Source organism: Corynebacterium sp. BD556 (genome assembly GCF_038452275.1).
GTDB lineage: Bacteria > Actinomycetota > Actinomycetes > Mycobacteriales > Mycobacteriaceae > Corynebacterium > Corynebacterium mayonis.
Genome location: NZ_CP141643.1, coordinates 155,254 through 172,245 on the forward strand (window position 1 = coordinate 155,254; position 16,992 = coordinate 172,245).

Genomic DNA, 16,992 nt, shown 5'->3' on the forward strand with positions numbered 1-16,992 from the left:
CTAGGTGAAGAAATGCAAGAAAATACCGGGCAATGGTGGCAAAGTGTTAAAAGTTGCTTGTTGAGCCTGCTGAAAACTCGAAGGGGAAGCGTGACCACCACAAAATACCTGCGCCGTTTGGGCGTCATTGTTGCTACTGCCTGCACCGTTGCGATGGGACTTCCCCTTGCAAACGCACAAATGCTGCCCGGTGGAGTGCAGCACAATTTCCCGCAGTCCATCCCCGAGGTGCTAAACCAAAACACCGCCGCGGTGGAGCGGGCCTTGCGCGATGTAGAGGCGGTCAAAGAACAGCTCGAAGGAGCATTCCTGCAACCCCTCACTCAGATTCAGCCGCAGCTTGTCACGGACTACGGCGGCGTGAGCCCGGACGAGGTCACCACATTGCCGGTTTTCCCGGAGCCGCTACCTTACGAGGACCCGAATTACCAGTGGCGCACAGACTCCGTCTCCAAAGTTCTGGCGGCGAAACCGCTTGCAGGTGAGGTGCTGCACCGCGTGCCGGGCTCCTTCCATGACGCTCCGCGTATTCCGCACGAGGCGGAGCAGGCGCAAAACGAGGACAATGTTTCCCTCTACGGGCCAGGCACTCCGATTTACGTCGGTCAAAACATGTGCACCGTCGCCGTCGCTGGATATGACGATGCCGGCCGCAAAATTGCTCTGACTTCGGGGCACTGCGGCGAGCCGGGAACGAACGTGTTTTCGGCTGATTCGCCGGGGGTGGGCGCCTCCGGCACCGTTGTCTCGAGCAACTCAGACCTTGACTACTCGGTCATTGAGCTTGGTTCAAACGCCGAAGTTTCGCGTACCTACAACGGCACCACCATCAATGCGCTCGGGGGCAAGCCGCGCCGTCCCGGTCAGGTGGTGTGCAAAACGGGTGTTGCTTCTGGGTACACCTGCGGGGCAACTTTCCACGATTGGGAGCACGAGAACATTAGCCAGGTGTGTGCCATGCCCGGCGACTCTGGGGCTCCACTGATGGCGGGTGACCGGTTGGTGGGAATGGTCGCTGGCGGCATTGCGCCGCCCGAGTTAAACCTGCCGTGCTACTCGCCGCTGCAGGGCGCGGTTCACGCGCCGACGCGCAGCTTGCGCATGGATTCTGTCATCACGGCGCTGGAGTTGACGGAGGGCCCGGGGCGCGGGTTTAGCCTGCCAGAAAACTAAGCGCAGATTCGTGCAGGTGGCCGTTGGTTGCTATTGCGTCGCCACCGTGCGGGCCGTCCTCGCCGGCCAGCGACGTGAAGCGGCCCCCTGCCTCGGCGACGAGCACCGCTAAGGGGGCAAGGTCCCAGAGGGAGACTTCGGGTTCGGCGGCGATGTCGACTGCTCCTTCGGCGACGAGACAGTAGGAGAAGAAGTCGCCGTAGCCGCGCAGCCGCCAGCACTTTTCCGTCAGGGCGATGAAGTTGTGTTGGAGGCCGCGCTCCTTCCAACCTGAGAGGGAGGACATGGCCAAGGAGGCGTCCGCAAGGGTGCCAACGCCGGAGACGTGCAGGCGTTTGAGCGGTCCGGCGTTGAAATAACGCCAGGCGCCAGCGCCTTGGGAGGCGTACCAGCGGCGCGCGAGCGCGGGCGCTGAGACGACGCCGACGACGGGTTCGCCGTCGACAAGCAGCGCGATCAGCGTCGCCCATACAGGCACTCCGCGCACGAAATTCTTCGTTCCGTCGATGGGGTCGATGACCCACTGGCGGCCCTGAAAGACCGCGTCGCCGCCGAATTCCTCGCCGACGATGGTGTCGAAGGGGCGGGCCTGGGTGAGTTTTTCGCGCAGGGCTCGCTCCACTGCAAGATCGGCGTCTGTCACCGGCGTCATGTCCGGTTTCGATTCCACCGATAGGTCCGCGGCTTCGAAGCGCTCGAGGGTGATCGCATCGGCGGCGTCGGCGAGTTCAAGTGCCAAAGCGAGGTCGTCTGCGTAGTTAGCCATGGTGCTCAAGCCTAGTGGCTATGTCGTCGACTATTTGTGCGTTTCCGGCGACGCACCATTGCACTCCACCCGCGGCGACTTTGATTGCTTTGCCGCCGACGGCTTCGATTAGTGCTTTGCCGGGTAGCCAGTCCCAGTCGGCGACGCTGTGTTGCAGCCACGCGCCGAGTTGCCCGGAGGCGATGTTTGCAAGATCGACGGATCCCGCGCCCCACATGCGGATTGTGGCGGCGTCGCGGGTCGCACCGAGCCACGCATTGAGCACTTTCTCGTCGCGCATGCACGTCGGGTGCAGGTAGGTCACCAGGGCTTCTTCGCTTATCGACGTCTCCCTTAGCGTGCCTAACGTCACCCCGTTTCGGGTGGCGGTGCCGTTGTCGCAGACCCATGTGGTGTGTGTGGCGGGCCGGTTGATGGCGGAGACGGGGATGTTTTCTCCTTCGGTTAAGGCGACGGCGGAGCAGAAGTAGTCGGAGCCTTGGGAGAAGTTGAAGGTGCCGTCGACAGGGTCGATGACCCAGGTGCGTTTGCTGGTGGCTTCTTTAGCCGCGCCTTCTTCGCCGATAATGCCGTCGTTGGGCCGCAGTGCGGCTAGTGCGCCGGCGATGAAGTCTTCGGCGGCGCGGTCGGCGTCGGTGACGACGTCTGAGACAGAGGTTTTGTAGTCGGTGTTCAAACCGGTGTCCCTCATGCTCAGGGCGAGGGTGCCGGCGTGGGTGACAAGGGCTGCGGCAAGGGTTGCGTCGGTGGAGGCGCGGTGTGTGTCTATGAACGTCTCGAGAGTCGGCATGCTTCCATTATGGGCGCGTATCTCCGCTAAGGTGGAGCCTTATGTACCCTGAGGTTTCTTCGCGTATTCAGCAGCTTGATTCGACGCTGTCGACCATTGAGAAGGTGATGGATCCGGAGGGGATGTCTGCCCGCGCGCGCGAGCTGGAGCAGCAAGCTGGGGATCCTTCGCTGTGGGATGACCCGGACCATGCCCAAAAGGTAACTACTGAGCTGGCCAATGTTCAGGCGCGGCTGCGCAAGCTTGCGTCGTTGCGCACTCGTATCGACGACCTTCCGGTGATGGTGGAGCTTGCTGAGGAAGAGGGCGAAGCTTCGCTTGTCGACGACGAGCTGGACGCTTTGGAGAAGCAGGTTTCTGCCTTGGAGGTCCAAACGATGCTCTCTGGTGAGTATGACGAGCGGGAGGCTGTTGTGCACATCCGCTCGGGTGCTGGCGGTGTCGATGCCGCCGACTGGGCGGAGATGTTGATGCGTATGTACGTGCGTTGGGCGGAGAAAAGCGATCATAAGGTCGACGTCTACGACATCTCTTATGCTGAGGAGGCGGGGATTAAGTCAGCAACTTTTGTTGTGCATGGCGAGTATATGTACGGCCAGCTTTCTGTCGAACAGGGAGCGCACCGCCTGGTGCGCATTTCACCTTTTGATAATCAAGGTCGGCGGCAGACCTCCTTCGCGGAGGTGGAGGTGCTGCCCGTGGTGGAGCAGACCGATCATATCGACATTCCGGATACGGAGATCCGCGTTGATGTCTACCGTTCCTCGGGCCCGGGTGGGCAGTCGGTGAATACGACTGACTCCGCTGTGCGCATCACTCATATACCCACCGGGATTGTGGTGACTTGCCAGAATGAGAAGTCTCAGATTCAGAACAAAGCTTCGGCCCTCAATGTTTTACAGTCGAAGCTGTTAGAGCGTAAACGCCAAGAGGAAAAGGCGGAGATGGAGGCGCTTGGTGCGGGCGGCAACGCTTCTTGGGGCAACCAGATGCGCTCCTATGTTTTGCACCCGTACCAGATGGTTAAGGATCTGCGTACTAATTACGAGGTGGGAAATCCGCAGAAGGTTCTCGACGGTGACCTTGACGGGTTTTTGGAGGCTGGTATCCGCTGGCGCATGGACGAATCCCAGGAATAATTTTCAGCAACACCCGTAACAGGTAGGGTGTGTTTTGTGATTAGATTTTCGGCCGTCACCAAAAGCTACCCAACGTCGAGTCGGCCTGCCCTGGATAACATCTCCCTCGAGATTGCCAAGGGGGAGTTCGTCTTTCTTATCGGCCCCTCGGGCTCCGGCAAGTCGACTTTCCTGCAACTGATGATCCGCGAGGAAAATGTCGACAGCGGAGATATCTTTTTCAACGACTTCCACGTCAACGCCCTCAAAGGCAGCGAAATTAACCGGCTGCGCCAGTCCATCGGCTACGTTTTCCAGGACTTTCGCCTGCTGCCGAAGCTGAGCGTGCGCGAAAACGTGGCCTTCGCACTGGAGGTGACCGGCAAATCTAAGGCGAAGATAGCCAAATTGGTGCCGGAGGCCCTGGAGTTGGTCGGGCTTGACGCCAAGGCCAACCGCATGCCGCACGAGCTCTCCGGTGGGGAGCAGCAGCGCGTCGCCATTGCGCGCGCCTTCGTCGATCGTCCCTCCTTGGTGCTCGCCGACGAACCCACAGGCAACCTCGACCCCACCACCGCAGACGAAATCATGGGGTTGCTCGCCCGAATCAACCGGCTCGGCTCGACGGTGGTCATGTCTACGCACAATGCCCGCGCCGTCGACGATATGCGCCAAAGGGTTATCGAGCTGAACTTGGGCAGGCTAGTTCGCGATGAGAAACATGGGGTTTATGGATCGGAGGCCCGCTGATGAATTGGTCGTTTATCTTCCGCGAAGGTTTCAAGGGCCTGGGCCGCAACATCACCATGACTATTGCCCTGGTCATCACCACGGCGTTGTCCCTCGTGCTCGTCGGTGCCGGAATCCTCATTTCCCAGGCCACCGCCGAAACGAAGGGCCTGTACCTGGACCGCGTTGAGGTCATGATCGAACTGAGCGAGGAAATCTCGGCTGCGGACACCGACTGCTCCAGCCCCGAGTGCGCGAAGGTGCGCGACACGCTCCAAGCCAATAGTGGTGTTGAACAGGTCACCTTCCGCAACCGCCAGCAAAGCTACGAGCGCTTCGTCGAACTGTTCCAAGACACGGAACCGGAGCTGGTGCGCGAGACTACTCCGGATGCTCTGCCGGCCGCCCTGCACGTGCGATTGACTGATCCGTCCGATACCTCCCCCATCGACGAGGTCCGCGATATGCCGCAGGTGGCTGTGGTGACGGACCAGGCCGACACCGTGCGTGAGGCTGCGGGCACCATGGACACCTTCCGCAACGTCGCCTTCCTGGTGGCGGCGGCGCAAGCGGTTGCAGCGGTGTTTCTGATTGTCAACATGGTCCAGCTCGCGGCCTTTAACCGCCGCGAGCAGATCAGCATTATGCGCATGGTGGGTGCGTCACGGTGGTTTACCCAGGCACCTTTTGTGCTTGAGGCCGTCATCTCAGTTTTCATTGGTGGTGTCGTGGGTACCCTTTCAGCGTGGTTGACCAAGCGCTACCTCGTCGACCCGATGCTGCACACCCTTTACGCCTCCCAGTTGATCGCCCGGGTGCCGGATTCCGCGGTGTGGACGGTCATGCCGCTGGCCACGCTCGCTGCGATTGTGGTGGGTGGGGTGGCCGCCCAGGTTGCTCTGCGCAGTTATGTACGCAAGTAGGCGGGTAGACTGCAAGGGGTTATGTCCAAAAGAAAGAAGAAACAGACCCACAGTTCGACCATCGCGTCGAACCCTAAGGCGCGCCACGATTACCACATTCTTGACACGTACGAGGCTGGCATTGCCCTGGTAGGCACAGAAATAAAGTCGTTGCGCGAGGGCCGGGCCAGCCTGGTCGAGTCCTTTGCGACCATCGACAACGGTGAGGTCTGGTTGCGCAACCTGCACATCCCGGAGTATTCGCGTGGCTCGTGGACGAACCACAGCCCGCGCCGGACCCGGAAGCTTTTGCTGCACCGCCGCGAGATCGACTCGCTCGCCGGCAAGGTCAAAGACGGCAACCGTACCCTTGTTCCGCTGGCGCTATACCTCAAAGAGGGCAGGGTTAAGGTGGAGCTGGGGCTTGCCCAGGGCAAGCAGGACTACGACAAGCGACGCTCCATCAAGCAGCGCACCGAGGACCGAGAAATTGCGCGTGACCTCGGGCGGAAGTTTAAGGGGATTAAAGCATGAAAAAGGCACTCATTACCGGCGCATCGCGGGGCATCGGCCGTGCCATTGCCGGAGAGCTTGGCAAGGACCACCACATTTATGTTGGTGCGTCGAGGGATGCGAGTGGGGTCGTTGACAAACTGCCGTCTGCCGAGCCTTTCGAGGTGGATTTGCGTGATCCGGCCGCCATCAGGAAAGCTGCTGCCGCGATTGATGATCTTGATGTGTTCGTGCATGCCGCCGGTCTGTTTCCCAAGGGCAGGTTTGAAGATCTTTCCGCTGCCGCCTGGCGCGAGGCTTTCGAGGTCAACCTCTTTGCCGGCGTCGAGCTGACGCGCCTTTTGCTGCCAGCGCTACGACGCTCCCGCGGCCTCATCATCACCATCAATTCCGGCGCGGGCTTTCATGGCGTGGAGGAAGGCACCGCCTACTGCGCCACAAAGTTTGCCCTGAAGGGCTTTACCGACGCGCTGCAGATTGAGGAGAAAGGGCAGGTGCGAATCACCTCTTTGCATCCTGGGCGCACCGACACCGACATGCTTGACGGCCCGGAGCACGACGAGCGTCCGAAGATGGATCCGGTGAACGTGGCAAAGGCTGCCCGCTTGGCTGTGGACGCAGAGGCGACCGTCGAGTTCTTGCGCATTGCCCCGTAAGTGGCTAAAGTAATCTCCTCTACGGCTTATGCACTTCCCGCCGTAGCGATGGGGATGATATGGTTTCGACTCCATTGATCAAGCCAGGGGAAGCGTGCCGGTGCAGGCTGGAGACCACCGTGAGCGTCGCAGCGAACAATAAACGCAGAGAAGAACTCTCAGCGTGACTACGCCCTCGCTGCCTAAGAGCTAGCGACCGCGTGTCTGTCAGGCCGGGCTCGTCCCCGTCTTGGTACCTGGCATCGACTTAGGGGACTTGCCTTCCGGCCCTGTCAGTGGGGCCTTGGGAGGGACTTTTTACACTGGCTGGGCCCGTCATCTGGACATGTTCGCCTGATCCGGAGGGCCGAGTAGAGACTGTGTGCGGACTGCGCACGGAGAAGCCCTGGTGCGGTAATGGAGGACCCGGGTTCAATTCCCGGCATCTCCACCGGTGGCCCCTTTATTTCCCGCCTCAAGGCGGGAAATAAAGGGGCTTTCTCCTTTGTAAAAACGGTTCTCGCGCAGCGCTTTGGAGATTCGGGTTTAGGTGTTGTGTTTGATCGGGGTGTGGTCTGCAGTGCAGCGCCTGGGGAGTGCCGGGTGTTGTAAACAATGCTGCTGCTGCTGCTACTGCTGCGTTGTAGCTTGCGTGGGCGCGGTTGTGGCGGGTCGAACCGGTGGTGCTACCCCCGTCGCGAATTAGGAAACACTTCTGTGCTGTAATTTTGTGCAGTGGTGGGGGTAAGGGTTGGATAACTTAAGAAAACCCCTTAGGTTAGGCGAGGCAACCCTATTTACTTTCACAGAAGGAGTGCGTTTATGTCACGCTTAACCCCCAAAGCGGCAGTTGTCGCCCTCGCCGCAGTTGCTTCCCTCGGGCTTGCTTCCTGCTCCAATGCGGCACAGGACGCGCCGGAGGGCTCGTCGTCCTCCGCCGCCTCTGCAGCTAGTTCTGCGGCTGGGTCCGAGTCCAGCACTGTGACCGTCACGGACAACACCGGAACCAAGGAGGTTCCGAGCCCGCCGAAGCGGGTTGTTGCTTTGGACAACCGCTCCTTCGAAATCCTCGCCCAATGGGGCATCAAGCCCGTCGCGGCCGCCCGCACGCTCGTTCCGGTCACCATTCCGGAAATCGGAGATGACGAGAGCATCGACGACATCGGAAACCACCGCGAGCCTAACCTGGAAAAGATCGTCGCCGCTGACCCGGATGTGGTCGTTTCCGGCCAGCGCTTCCAACGCTATGACGAGGAAATTCAAAAGCTGGTTCCGAACGCGGTCGTGCTCGACTTTGAACCGCGTGACGGCGAGAGCCTCGATGAGGAGCTCGTCCGCCTGACCACCAACCTCGGAGAGGTCTTTGGCAAACAGGACGAAGCGAAAAAGCTTGTCGACGACTTCAACGCCGCCCTCAAGCGTGCCAAGGATGCCTATAACCCAGAGCAAACCGTGATGGGGCTCAACGTCTCCGGCGGCGAGATCGGCTACGTTGCCCCCAGCGTTGGCCGTGTCTGGGGCCCGGTCTTTGACATCGTTGGCTTCACCCCGGCGCTGGAGGTGGACAACGCCTCGGGCGACCACCAGGGCGACGACATTTCCGTTGAGTCCATCGCTCAGGCTAATCCGGACTGGATCGTTGTCCTCGACCGCGACGCGGGTATTCGCAGCCAGAGTGACTCCCCGGCAGCAAAGGCTGTCATCGCCGATTCGGCTCCGCTGAAAAATGTCACCGCTGTGATGCAAGATCGGGTCTACATCGCTCCAAACGACACCTACACCAACGAGTCGATCATTACCTACACCGAAATCCTCAACGAGCTCGCTGACATCTTCGAGGCAGCGAAGTAACCGCTGAGCTGGATTTAGAAACAAAGGTGTAGTGTAATTCTCCGGACCGATGTTGCTCGGAGATGAGGAAGGAGCCAGTTGGCGTGAACGAAACAGCCGTCAACAATGGCTCCTCCACCGACTGGAAGTTAATCGCAGCGGCCGGAGTAGTCCTCGCCCTTCTCGTTCTTTCCCTGCTTGTCGGCCAGTACGACATTTGGAGAAATATCGACGGCTTCCACATGTTTCGCCAAACCCGCATGCCGCGCACGCTCGCGCTTGTGCTGGCGGGCGCGGCGATGGCGATGAGCGGGTTGATCATGCAGATGCTCACGCAGAACCGTTTTGTCGAGCCAACCACCACAGGCACAACCGAATGGGCCGGTCTTGGCCTGCTAACCACCTTCGTTTTCTTCCCCGAGGCGACGATCCTGCTGCGCATGGTCGTCGCCGTGATCTTCGCCTTCGTGGGAACCGCAGTCTTTTTTCTCTTCCTGCGTCGCGTCAAGCTGCGCTCCAGCCTGATCGTGCCGATCGTAGGTATCATGCTTGGGGCCGTGGTCAGCTCGGTGTCCACATTCTTCGCCTTGCAGACGAACCTGCTGCAATCGCTGGGCGTGTGGTTTGCCGGGTCTTTTACCAGCGTGATCGCCGGCCAGTATGAAGTCCTCTGGGTTGTGCTCGTGGTGGTCATCGCCGTGTTCTACTACGCCGATAAACTCACCGTCGCCGGTTTGGGCGAAGATATTGCCACGAATGTGGGGATTAATTACAACAGGATCGTGCTCGTTGGTACCGGGCTTGTGGCAGTCGCCGCCGGCGTGGTGACCGTCGTGGTGGGCCACCTGCCGTTTCTGGGTCTTATCGTGCCCAACCTCGTGAGCATGCTGCGTGGCGACGATATCCGCTCCAACCTCCCATGGGTATGTGTGTTGGGCATCGGCACCGTTACCGTATGCGACCTTCTTGGCCGCACGATCATCGCGCCTTTTGAAATGCCGGTTTCAGTCATCCTGGGGATCGTCGGCGCCTTCGTCTTTATCCTGTTGATTGTGAGGCAAACGCGCCGTGGCTGAAACATTGCACATCTCCAGGAATGTCGGCGCCTTCCAGACGTCGACAAGCAAAAAGCGCTACTGGATCATCTTTAGCGCCCTCGTCGCGGCCTCCATCTTCTTCATCGCGGGACTTTTGTCCTACGGCAACCCCGTAGAATTCGGCACGAAGGGCTACTGGCTTATCGCGCAACGCCGCCTGAACTCGGTGATCGCCATGTTGATCGTCGCTATGTGCCAGGCAGTGGCGACGGTGGCCTTCCAGACCGTGACGAACAACCGAATCTTGACGCCTTCGATCATGGGTTTTGAATCGCTCTACATCGCGATTCACACTTCGACCGTGTACTTCCTTGGGGCCGCTGGCCTCAACAACGCCCGCACTACAACCATGTTCATCGGGCAACTCGCGTTAATGATCGCGCTGTCACTTGTGCTGTACTCGTGGCTAATCGCAGATTCGGCCTCCAATATGCACGCGATGCTGCTGGTCGGCATCGTCATCGGCGGGGGACTGGGCAGCTTGTCGACGTTCATGCAACGCATGCTCACCCCCAGCGAATTCGATGTGCTCACAGCGCGCCTCTTCGGTTCCGTCAACAACGCCAGCCCGGAGTTTTATCCCATCGCCATCCCACTGGTTGTCGCCGCGGTGGCGCTCATGTACCTCAACTCGAAGAAGCTGAACATCTTGGCATTGGGGCGCGATGTCTCCATCAACCTTGGAGTGAGCCACCGCGGCAACGCGATCTACACGCTGGTTCTGGTGTCGGTGCTGATGGCAGTTTCGACGGCTCTGGTCGGCCCCATGACCTTCCTCGGGTTCCTCGTCGCCACACTCGCGTACCTTGTCACCGACACTTACGACCACCGCTACATTCTTCCGCTGGCCTTCCTCATCGGATTTGTGGTCTTAGCGGGCGCCTACTTCATCATGAACCACATCTTCTACGCACAAGGTGTGGTCTCCATCATCATCGAGCTCGTGGGAGGCATCACCTTCCTGGTAGTCATCCTCAGAAAGGGACGGCTGTGATTACGCTTAGCGACGTCCGCAAGGACTACGGCGACGACGTCGCCATCGGCCCAGTCAATATACAAATCCCCTCCGGCGGCATCACCGCCCTCGTGGGACCCAACGGTGCCGGCAAGTCCACGCTTTTGACGATCATTGGGCGGCTGCTCGCCGTCGACTCGGGCACAGTAGAGGTCGCCCAGATGGATGTCACCTCCAGCAAATCGAAGGACTTGGCGAAAGTCATATCGATTCTGCGCCAGGAAAACCACTTCATCACCAGGCTGACTGTCAGGCAGCTCGTCGGCTTCGGGCGCTTCCCGTACAGCCAGGGCAGACTGACAGCCAAAGACGAAGAAATTATCTCGAAGTACATCGATTTCCTTGGCTTAGAGGACCTGGAAAACCGCTACCTCGACCAGCTCTCCGGCGGGCAGCGCCAGCGCGCCTACGTGGCGATGGTGCTGTGCCAAGAAACGGACTACGTGCTGCTCGATGAACCCCTCAACAACCTCGACATCGCGCACTCCGTGGACATGATGCGCCATCTTTACGACGCCGCCCACGACCTCGGCCGCACAATAATCATCGTGCTGCACGACATCAACTACGCCGCGCGCTACGCGGACTACATCTGCGCCGTCAAAGACGGTCAAATCGAGGCCTTCGGCACCCCAGCCGAAATCATGCAAAACAAGCTTCTCAGCGACATCTTCAACACAGAAGTGCAGGTCATCGAGGGCCCTCATGGCCTACTCGCCGCATACCATTAGTGAACTGCGTGTTTGCTTTGTTGTGTGGGGGTGGTTAATGTGTTGTTTCGCCGCTGCGGCGTTGTTGTGGTGGTGTGAAGTTCATAGTGGTGCGGGAGTTTGGTCTGGTTTGGCTGGATTTTGACTTTTGTTTACTGTTTGTGTAACTTCGTTATTCGCTGCTTCTGCGGCTCTGGTGTGTAGCTGGGGTTTTGTGGGGGTGTGCGTGTGTTGTTTGAGAACTCGATAGTGTGCCAATTCAAGCATTTTTTGTTTGTGTTCATGGTTGTGTTTGTTTGGTTGTGTGCCGTGTGTGCCTGGCTGCTCTTTGTGGGTGGTGGGGGTGCGTGCCGGTGGGTGGTGTCTGAACCAATGATTGGATGCTGCTTCACGTGACGTTTTTGCGTGGTGCATGGTGGATGAATGTTTCGCTGTGAACTATTTTTTGCCAATCTCCTGTTGTGCCCCGTCGGGTGTGGGGGTTGGTTGCAGTAATTTTTGGATTGCCAGTTCATCGCATGTTGTGTGTGGTGGTTGGTTTGTTTTTTGTTGGGTTTTGGGCTTTTCACGGCCTGTTTCGCTTTTGTGTTGAAACTTTTTTGTGGAGAGTTTGATCCTGGCTCAGGATGAACGCTGGCGGCGTGCTTAACACATGCAAGTCGAACGGAAAGGCCAGTGCTTGCGCTGGTACTCGAGTGGCGAACGGGTGAGTAACACGTGGGTGATCTGCCCTGTACTTCGGGATAAGCCTGGGAAACTGGGTCTAATACTGGATAGGACCGGCATGTAGGTGTGTTGGTGGAAAGCTTTTGCGGTATGGGATGAGCTCGCGGCCTATCAGCTTGTTGGTGGGGTAATGGCCTACCAAGGCGTCGACGGGTAGCCGGCCTGAGAGGGTGTACGGCCACATTGGGACTGAGATACGGCCCAGACTCCTACGGGAGGCAGCAGTGGGGAATATTGCACAATGGGCGCAAGCCTGATGCAGCGACGCCGCGTGGGGGATGAAGGCCTTCGGGTTGTAAACTCCTTTCGTCAGGGACGAAGCTTTTGTAAGTGACGGTACCTGGATAAGAAGCACCGGCTAACTACGTGCCAGCAGCCGCGGTAATACGTAGGGTGCGAGCGTTGTCCGGAATTACTGGGCGTAAAGAGCTCGTAGGTGGTTTGTCGCGTCGTTTGTGTAAGTCCATGGCTTAACTGTGGGACTGCAGGCGATACGGGCATAACTTGAGTGCTGTAGGGGAGACTGGAATTCCTGGTGTAGCGGTGAAATGCGCAGATATCAGGAGGAACACCGATGGCGAAGGCAGGTCTCTGGGCAGTAACTGACGCTGAGGAGCGAAAGCATGGGTAGCGAACAGGATTAGATACCCTGGTAGTCCATGCCGTAAACGGTGGGCGCTAGGTGTGAGTCCCTTCCACGGGGTTCGTGCCGTAGCTAACGCATTAAGCGCCCCGCCTGGGGAGTACGGCCGCAAGGCTAAAACTCAAAGGAATTGACGGGGGCCCGCACAAGCGGCGGAGCATGTGGATTAATTCGATGCAACGCGAAGAACCTTACCTGGGCTTGACATACACCGGTTCGGGCCAGAGATGGTCTTTCCCTTTGTGGCTGGTGTACAGGTGGTGCATGGTTGTCGTCAGCTCGTGTCGTGAGATGTTGGGTTAAGTCCCGCAACGAGCGCAACCCTTGTCTTATGTTGCCAGCATGTTGTGGTGGGGACTCATGAGAGACTGCCGGGGTTAACTCGGAGGAAGGTGGGGACGACGTCAAATCATCATGCCCCTTATGTCCAGGGCTTCACACATGCTACAATGGTCGGTACAGCGCGTGCGCGAGTTCGTGAGGATGAGCTAATCGCTGAAAGCCGGTCGTAGTTCGGATTGGGGTCTGCAACTCGACCCCATGAAGTCGGAGTCGCTAGTAATCGCAGATCAGCAACGCTGCGGTGAATACGTTCCCGGGCCTTGTACACACCGCCCGTCACGTCATGAAAGTTGGTAACACCCGAAGCCAGTGGCCTAAACTTGTTAGGGAGCTGTCGAAGGTGGGATCGGCGATTGGGACGAAGTCGTAACAAGGTAGCCGTACCGGAAGGTGCGGCTGGATCACCTCCTTTCTAAGGAGTTTTTTTGTGCCTCGCAGTTGTGGGGTGTTGGTGGTTGAGTGTCCGTGTGTGGTGCTGCCATCGTTGTGTGTAAATGGTTGCGTGTGTCCGGGTGGATGCGCATTCCCTGCATGTTGGTGTGTGTGGGTGTGGTTGCAGCTAGGTGGGCGTGATTGTGGATGCAGGCTTTTGTGTTTGGGTTGGTGCGCTGTTGGGTGTCTGGGATGGCATGCGTGTTGTTCCTTGTGGCTTCGTCTGTGTGCATGGTCGTTGTGGTTGTGTGTGTGGGTGTGGGTGTGGTGTGTGAGAACTGTATAGTGGACGCGAGCATCTTTATTCTTTGTTTGTGTGCATGCCTGCTTTGTGTGGGTGTGTGTTTTGTGTGTGTAAGGGCGTACGGTGGATGCCTTGGTATGCTGGGCCGATGAAGGACGTGAAAGGCTGCGTTAAGCCTCGGGGAGTTGCCAATTGAGCGTTGATCCGAGGATGTCCGAATGGGGAAACCCCGCACCGGTTATGTGGTGTGACCCGCAGATGAATTCATAGTCTGTGTGGGGGTTGACGCGGGGAAGTGAAACATCTCAGTACCCGTAGGAGAAGAAAACAATTGTGATTCCGTGAGTAGTGGCGAGCGAAAGTGGATGAGGCTAAACCATGTGTGTGTGATACCTGACAGGGGTTGCGCATGTGGGGTTGTGGGGATGTGTTGTGTGGGTTCTGTCAGGCCTGCGCATGGCAGTGTGCGTTAGCGGAAGTTGCCTGGGATGGTGCGCCGTAGTGGGTGAGAGCCCCTGTACGTGAAGGCGTTGTGCTGTTGTGTTGACATGTTGCCCCGAGTAGCAGCGGGCTCGTGGAATCTGCTGTGAATCTGCCGGGACCACCCGGTAAGCCTAAATACTCAGTGTGACCGATAGTGGATGTAGTACCGTGAGGGAATGGTGAAAAGTACCCCGGGAGGGGAGTGAAATAGTTCCTGAAACCGTGCGCTTACAATCCGTCAGAGCACTTCTTGTGTGTGATGGCGTGCCTTTTGAAGAATGAGCCTGCGAGTCAGCGGCATGTCGCGAGGTTAACCCGTTTGTGAAGGGGTAGTCGTAGCGAAAGCGAATCCTCATGGGGTGTTGTAGTGGCATGTCCTGGACCCGAAGCGGGGTGATCTACCCATGGCCAGTGTGAAGCAGCTGTAAGAGGTTGTGGAGGCGCGAACCCACTTAGGTTGAAAACTGAGGGGATGAGCTGTGGGTAGGGGTGAAAGGCCAATCAAACTCCGTGATAGCTGGTTCTCCCCGAAATGCATTTAGGTGCAGCGTTATGTTAGCTTGCCGGAGGTAGAGCTACTGGTTGGTTGAGCGGGACTATCATCTTAGCAACATCAGCCAAACTCCGAATGCCGGTGTAAGTGATGCATGGCAGTGAGACTGTGGGGGATAAGCTTCATAGTCGAGAGGGAAACAGCCCAGATCGCCGGTTAAGGCCCCTAAGGGTGTACTAAGTGGAAAAGGATGTGGGATCGCGAAGACAGCCAGGAGGTTGGCTTAGAAGCAGCCATCCTTGAAAGAGTGCGTAATAGCTCACTGGTCGAGTGGTTTCGCGCCGACAATGTAGTGGGGCTCAAGTACACCGCCGAAGCCGCGGCAAGCATGCTTTTTGTGTGTTTGGGTAGGGGAGCGTCGTGTGTGGGGTGAAGCAGTATCGTAAGGGGCTGTGGACTGCACGCGAGTGAGAATGCAGGCATGAGTAACGAGTGATAAGTGAGAATCTTATCCGCCGGATGACTAAGGGTTCCTGGGTCAAGTTCGTCTTCCCAGGGTGAGTCGGGTCCTAAGGCGAGGCCGACAGGCGTAGTCGATGGTTAACGGGTTGATATTCCCGTACCCGTTGTCACGCGACCAAGACTGAATGGTTGATACTAACCACCCTGATCTGTTGCTGTCATGCTCTTTGAGTGTGTGGTGATGGTGATGCGTGGGGCCTGATGCTTAGTAGGTCAGTGATGGGGTGACGCAGTGAGGTAGCCACGCCGTTTATTGGATTGCGGTGCAAGCGTGTGGCACGAACCTTTGTTAAATGCGGGGTTCATTGTGTGTGAGGCGTGATGCGTAGCCCCTTTGGTGGGGTGATGGTGGTGATCCTGGACTGTCGAGAAAAGCCTCTAGCGATGTGTGGCAATGGCCCGTACCCGAAACCGACACAGGTAGTCAGGTAGAGAATACTAAGGCGGTCGGGTGAACTGTGGTTAAGGAACTCGGCAAATTGCCCCCGTAACTTCGGGAGAAGGGGGACCTGTGCTGGTGATCATGCTTTACGTGTGTGAGCTGGTGTGGGGCGCAGAGAATAGAGGGGAGCGACTGTTTATCAAAAACACAGGTCCGTGCGAAGACTTTTACGTTGATGTATACGGACTGACGCCTGCCCGGTGCTGGAAGGTTAAGAGGACCTGTTAGATCACTTTTGTGTTCGAAGCGGAGAATTTAAGCCCCAGTAAACGGCGGTGGTAACTATAACCATCCTAAGGTAGCGAAATTCCTTGTCGGGTAAGTTCCGACCTGCACGAATGGCGTAACGACTCCCCTGCTGTCTCAACCACAGGCCCGGTGAAATTGCAGTACGAGTAAAGATGCTCGTTTCGCGCGGCAGGACGAAAAGACCCCGGGACCTTCACTATAGCTTGGTATTGGTGTTCGGTGCGGTTTGTGTAGGATAGGTGGGAGACTGTGAAGCGGCCACGCTAGTGGTTGTGGAGTCGTTGTTGAAATACCACTCTGACCGTAGTGGATACCTTAACCTTGGCCCATGATCTGGGTTGGGGACAGTGCCTGGTGGGTAGTTTAACTGGGGCGGTTGCCTCCTAAAGAGTAACGGAGGCGCCCAAAGGTTCCCTCAGCCTGGTTGGCAATCAGGTGGCGAGTGTAAGTGCACAAGGGAGCTTGACTGCGAGACCTACAAGTCGAGCAGGGACGAAAGTCGGGACTAGTGATCCGGCACCTACTTGTGGATGTGGTGTCGCTCAACGGATAAAAGGTACCCCGGGGATAACAGGCTGATCTTCCCCAAGAGTCCATATCGACGGGATGGTTTGGCACCTCGATGTCGGCTCGTCGCATCCTGGGGCTGGAGTAGGTCCCAAGGGTTGGGCTGTTCGCCCATTAAAGCGGCACGCGAGCTGGGTTCAGAACGTCGTGAGACAGTTCGGTCTCTATCCGCCGCGCGCGCAGAAACTTGAGAAAGGCTGTCCCTAGTACGAGAGGACCGGGACGGACGTACCTCTGGTGTGCCAGTTGTTCCGCCAGGAGCACGGCTGGTTGGCTACGTACGGAAGGGATAACCGCTGAAAGCATCTAAGCGGGAAGCCCGTTTCAAGATGAGGTTTCTTTTGAGGTTCCCACGAGATCAGTGGGTTGATAGGCCAGATCTGGACACACAGCAATGTGCATGAGGTGACTGGTACTAATACACCAACAACGCAAAACTCAACAACACAACCGAAGAAGAGTTCTGTATGCACCAAACGCGTCCACTATGCAGTATCTGACACACCACGTCTGCTACATAAGCCACAATAAATCAATTAAGGTCCACTGCCCGACAAAGGCACGGACACAT

12 protein-coding genes, 2 rRNA genes and 1 other RNA gene are annotated in these 16,992 nt (G+C 57.9%); 13 read left to right on the top strand and 2 right to left on the bottom strand.

The window, feature by feature from the left end:
* Positions 1-90: 90 nt before the first annotated feature.
* Positions 91-1,173 (top strand): S1 family peptidase, encoded by a 1,083-nt coding sequence (locus VLL26_RS00740; RefSeq protein WP_342319244.1) that lies wholly within the window; start codon positions 91-93, stop codon positions 1,171-1,173.
* Here the strand turns inward: VLL26_RS00740 and hisN are convergent.
* Both hisN and VLL26_RS00750 read right to left on the bottom strand, forming a co-directional pair.
* Positions 1,154-1,939, bottom strand: coding sequence for a histidinol-phosphatase (hisN, locus tag VLL26_RS00745; RefSeq protein WP_342319245.1), 786 nt, complete (start codon positions 1,937-1,939; stop codon positions 1,154-1,156). The two genes, VLL26_RS00740 and hisN, sit on opposite strands and share 20 nt — an antisense overlap.
* Positions 1,932-2,729, bottom strand: coding sequence for an inositol monophosphatase family protein (locus VLL26_RS00750; RefSeq protein ID WP_342319246.1), 798 nt, complete (start codon positions 2,727-2,729; stop codon positions 1,932-1,934). The genes hisN and VLL26_RS00750 overlap by 8 nt, the downstream gene beginning before the upstream one ends.
* Before the next feature lie 41 nt (positions 2,730-2,770).
* Between VLL26_RS00750 and prfB the strand changes: the two genes are divergently transcribed.
* The 12 genes from prfB (at position 2,771) to VLL26_RS00810 (ending at position 16,860) form a co-directional block, all read left to right on the top strand.
* Positions 2,771-3,868 (top strand): peptide chain release factor 2, encoded by a 1,098-nt coding sequence (prfB, locus tag VLL26_RS00755; RefSeq protein WP_342319247.1) that lies wholly within the window; start codon positions 2,771-2,773, stop codon positions 3,866-3,868.
* A gap of 36 nt (positions 3,869-3,904) precedes the next feature.
* On the top strand, positions 3,905-4,597 hold the full coding sequence (locus tag VLL26_RS00760; protein WP_342319248.1) for a cell division ATP-binding protein FtsE: 693 nt from the start codon (positions 3,905-3,907) through the stop codon (positions 4,595-4,597).
* Positions 4,597-5,499 carry a permease-like cell division protein FtsX gene (gene ftsX / locus VLL26_RS00765; RefSeq protein ID WP_342319249.1) on the top strand — a complete coding sequence of 301 codons (903 nt, stop codon included), beginning with the start codon at positions 4,597-4,599 and terminating at the stop codon, positions 5,497-5,499. Before VLL26_RS00760 ends, ftsX begins: the two co-directional genes overlap by 1 nt.
* A 21-nt stretch (positions 5,500-5,520) precedes the next feature.
* Positions 5,521-6,012: an SsrA-binding protein SmpB gene (gene smpB, locus VLL26_RS00770; RefSeq protein WP_342319250.1), complete on the top strand. Its 492-nt coding sequence runs from the start codon at positions 5,521-5,523 to the stop codon at positions 6,010-6,012.
* Positions 6,009-6,647, top strand: a complete 639-nt coding sequence (locus VLL26_RS00775; protein WP_342319251.1) for an SDR family oxidoreductase — start codon at positions 6,009-6,011, stop codon at positions 6,645-6,647. The genes smpB and VLL26_RS00775 overlap by 4 nt, the downstream gene beginning before the upstream one ends.
* A 50-nt stretch (positions 6,648-6,697) precedes the next feature.
* Positions 6,698-7,080, top strand: a transfer-messenger RNA (tmRNA) gene (gene ssrA / locus VLL26_RS00780).
* A gap of 368 nt (positions 7,081-7,448) precedes the next feature.
* A complete protein-coding gene (locus VLL26_RS00785) occupies positions 7,449-8,477 on the top strand; it encodes a siderophore ABC transporter substrate-binding protein (protein WP_342319252.1) in 1,029 nt (342 codons plus the stop codon).
* Between the two features lie 83 nt (positions 8,478-8,560).
* Positions 8,561-9,532 carry an ABC transporter permease gene (locus VLL26_RS00790; RefSeq protein WP_425292274.1) on the top strand — a complete coding sequence of 324 codons (972 nt, stop codon included), beginning with the start codon at positions 8,561-8,563 and terminating at the stop codon, positions 9,530-9,532.
* Positions 9,525-10,547 (top strand): iron chelate uptake ABC transporter family permease subunit, encoded by a 1,023-nt coding sequence (locus VLL26_RS00795; protein WP_342319253.1) that lies wholly within the window; start codon positions 9,525-9,527, stop codon positions 10,545-10,547. The genes VLL26_RS00790 and VLL26_RS00795 overlap by 8 nt, the downstream gene beginning before the upstream one ends.
* Positions 10,544-11,299, top strand: a complete 756-nt coding sequence (locus tag VLL26_RS00800; protein ID WP_342319254.1) for an ABC transporter ATP-binding protein — start codon at positions 10,544-10,546, stop codon at positions 11,297-11,299. Before VLL26_RS00795 ends, VLL26_RS00800 begins: the two co-directional genes overlap by 4 nt.
* Positions 11,300-11,876: 577 nt before the next feature.
* Positions 11,877-13,401 (top strand): 16S ribosomal RNA (locus VLL26_RS00805).
* 364 nt (positions 13,402-13,765) lie between these two features.
* Positions 13,766-16,860, top strand: a 23S ribosomal RNA gene (locus VLL26_RS00810).
* The 16S and 23S rRNA genes sit together here, the layout of an rRNA operon.
* Positions 16,861-16,992 lie beyond the last annotated feature (132 nt).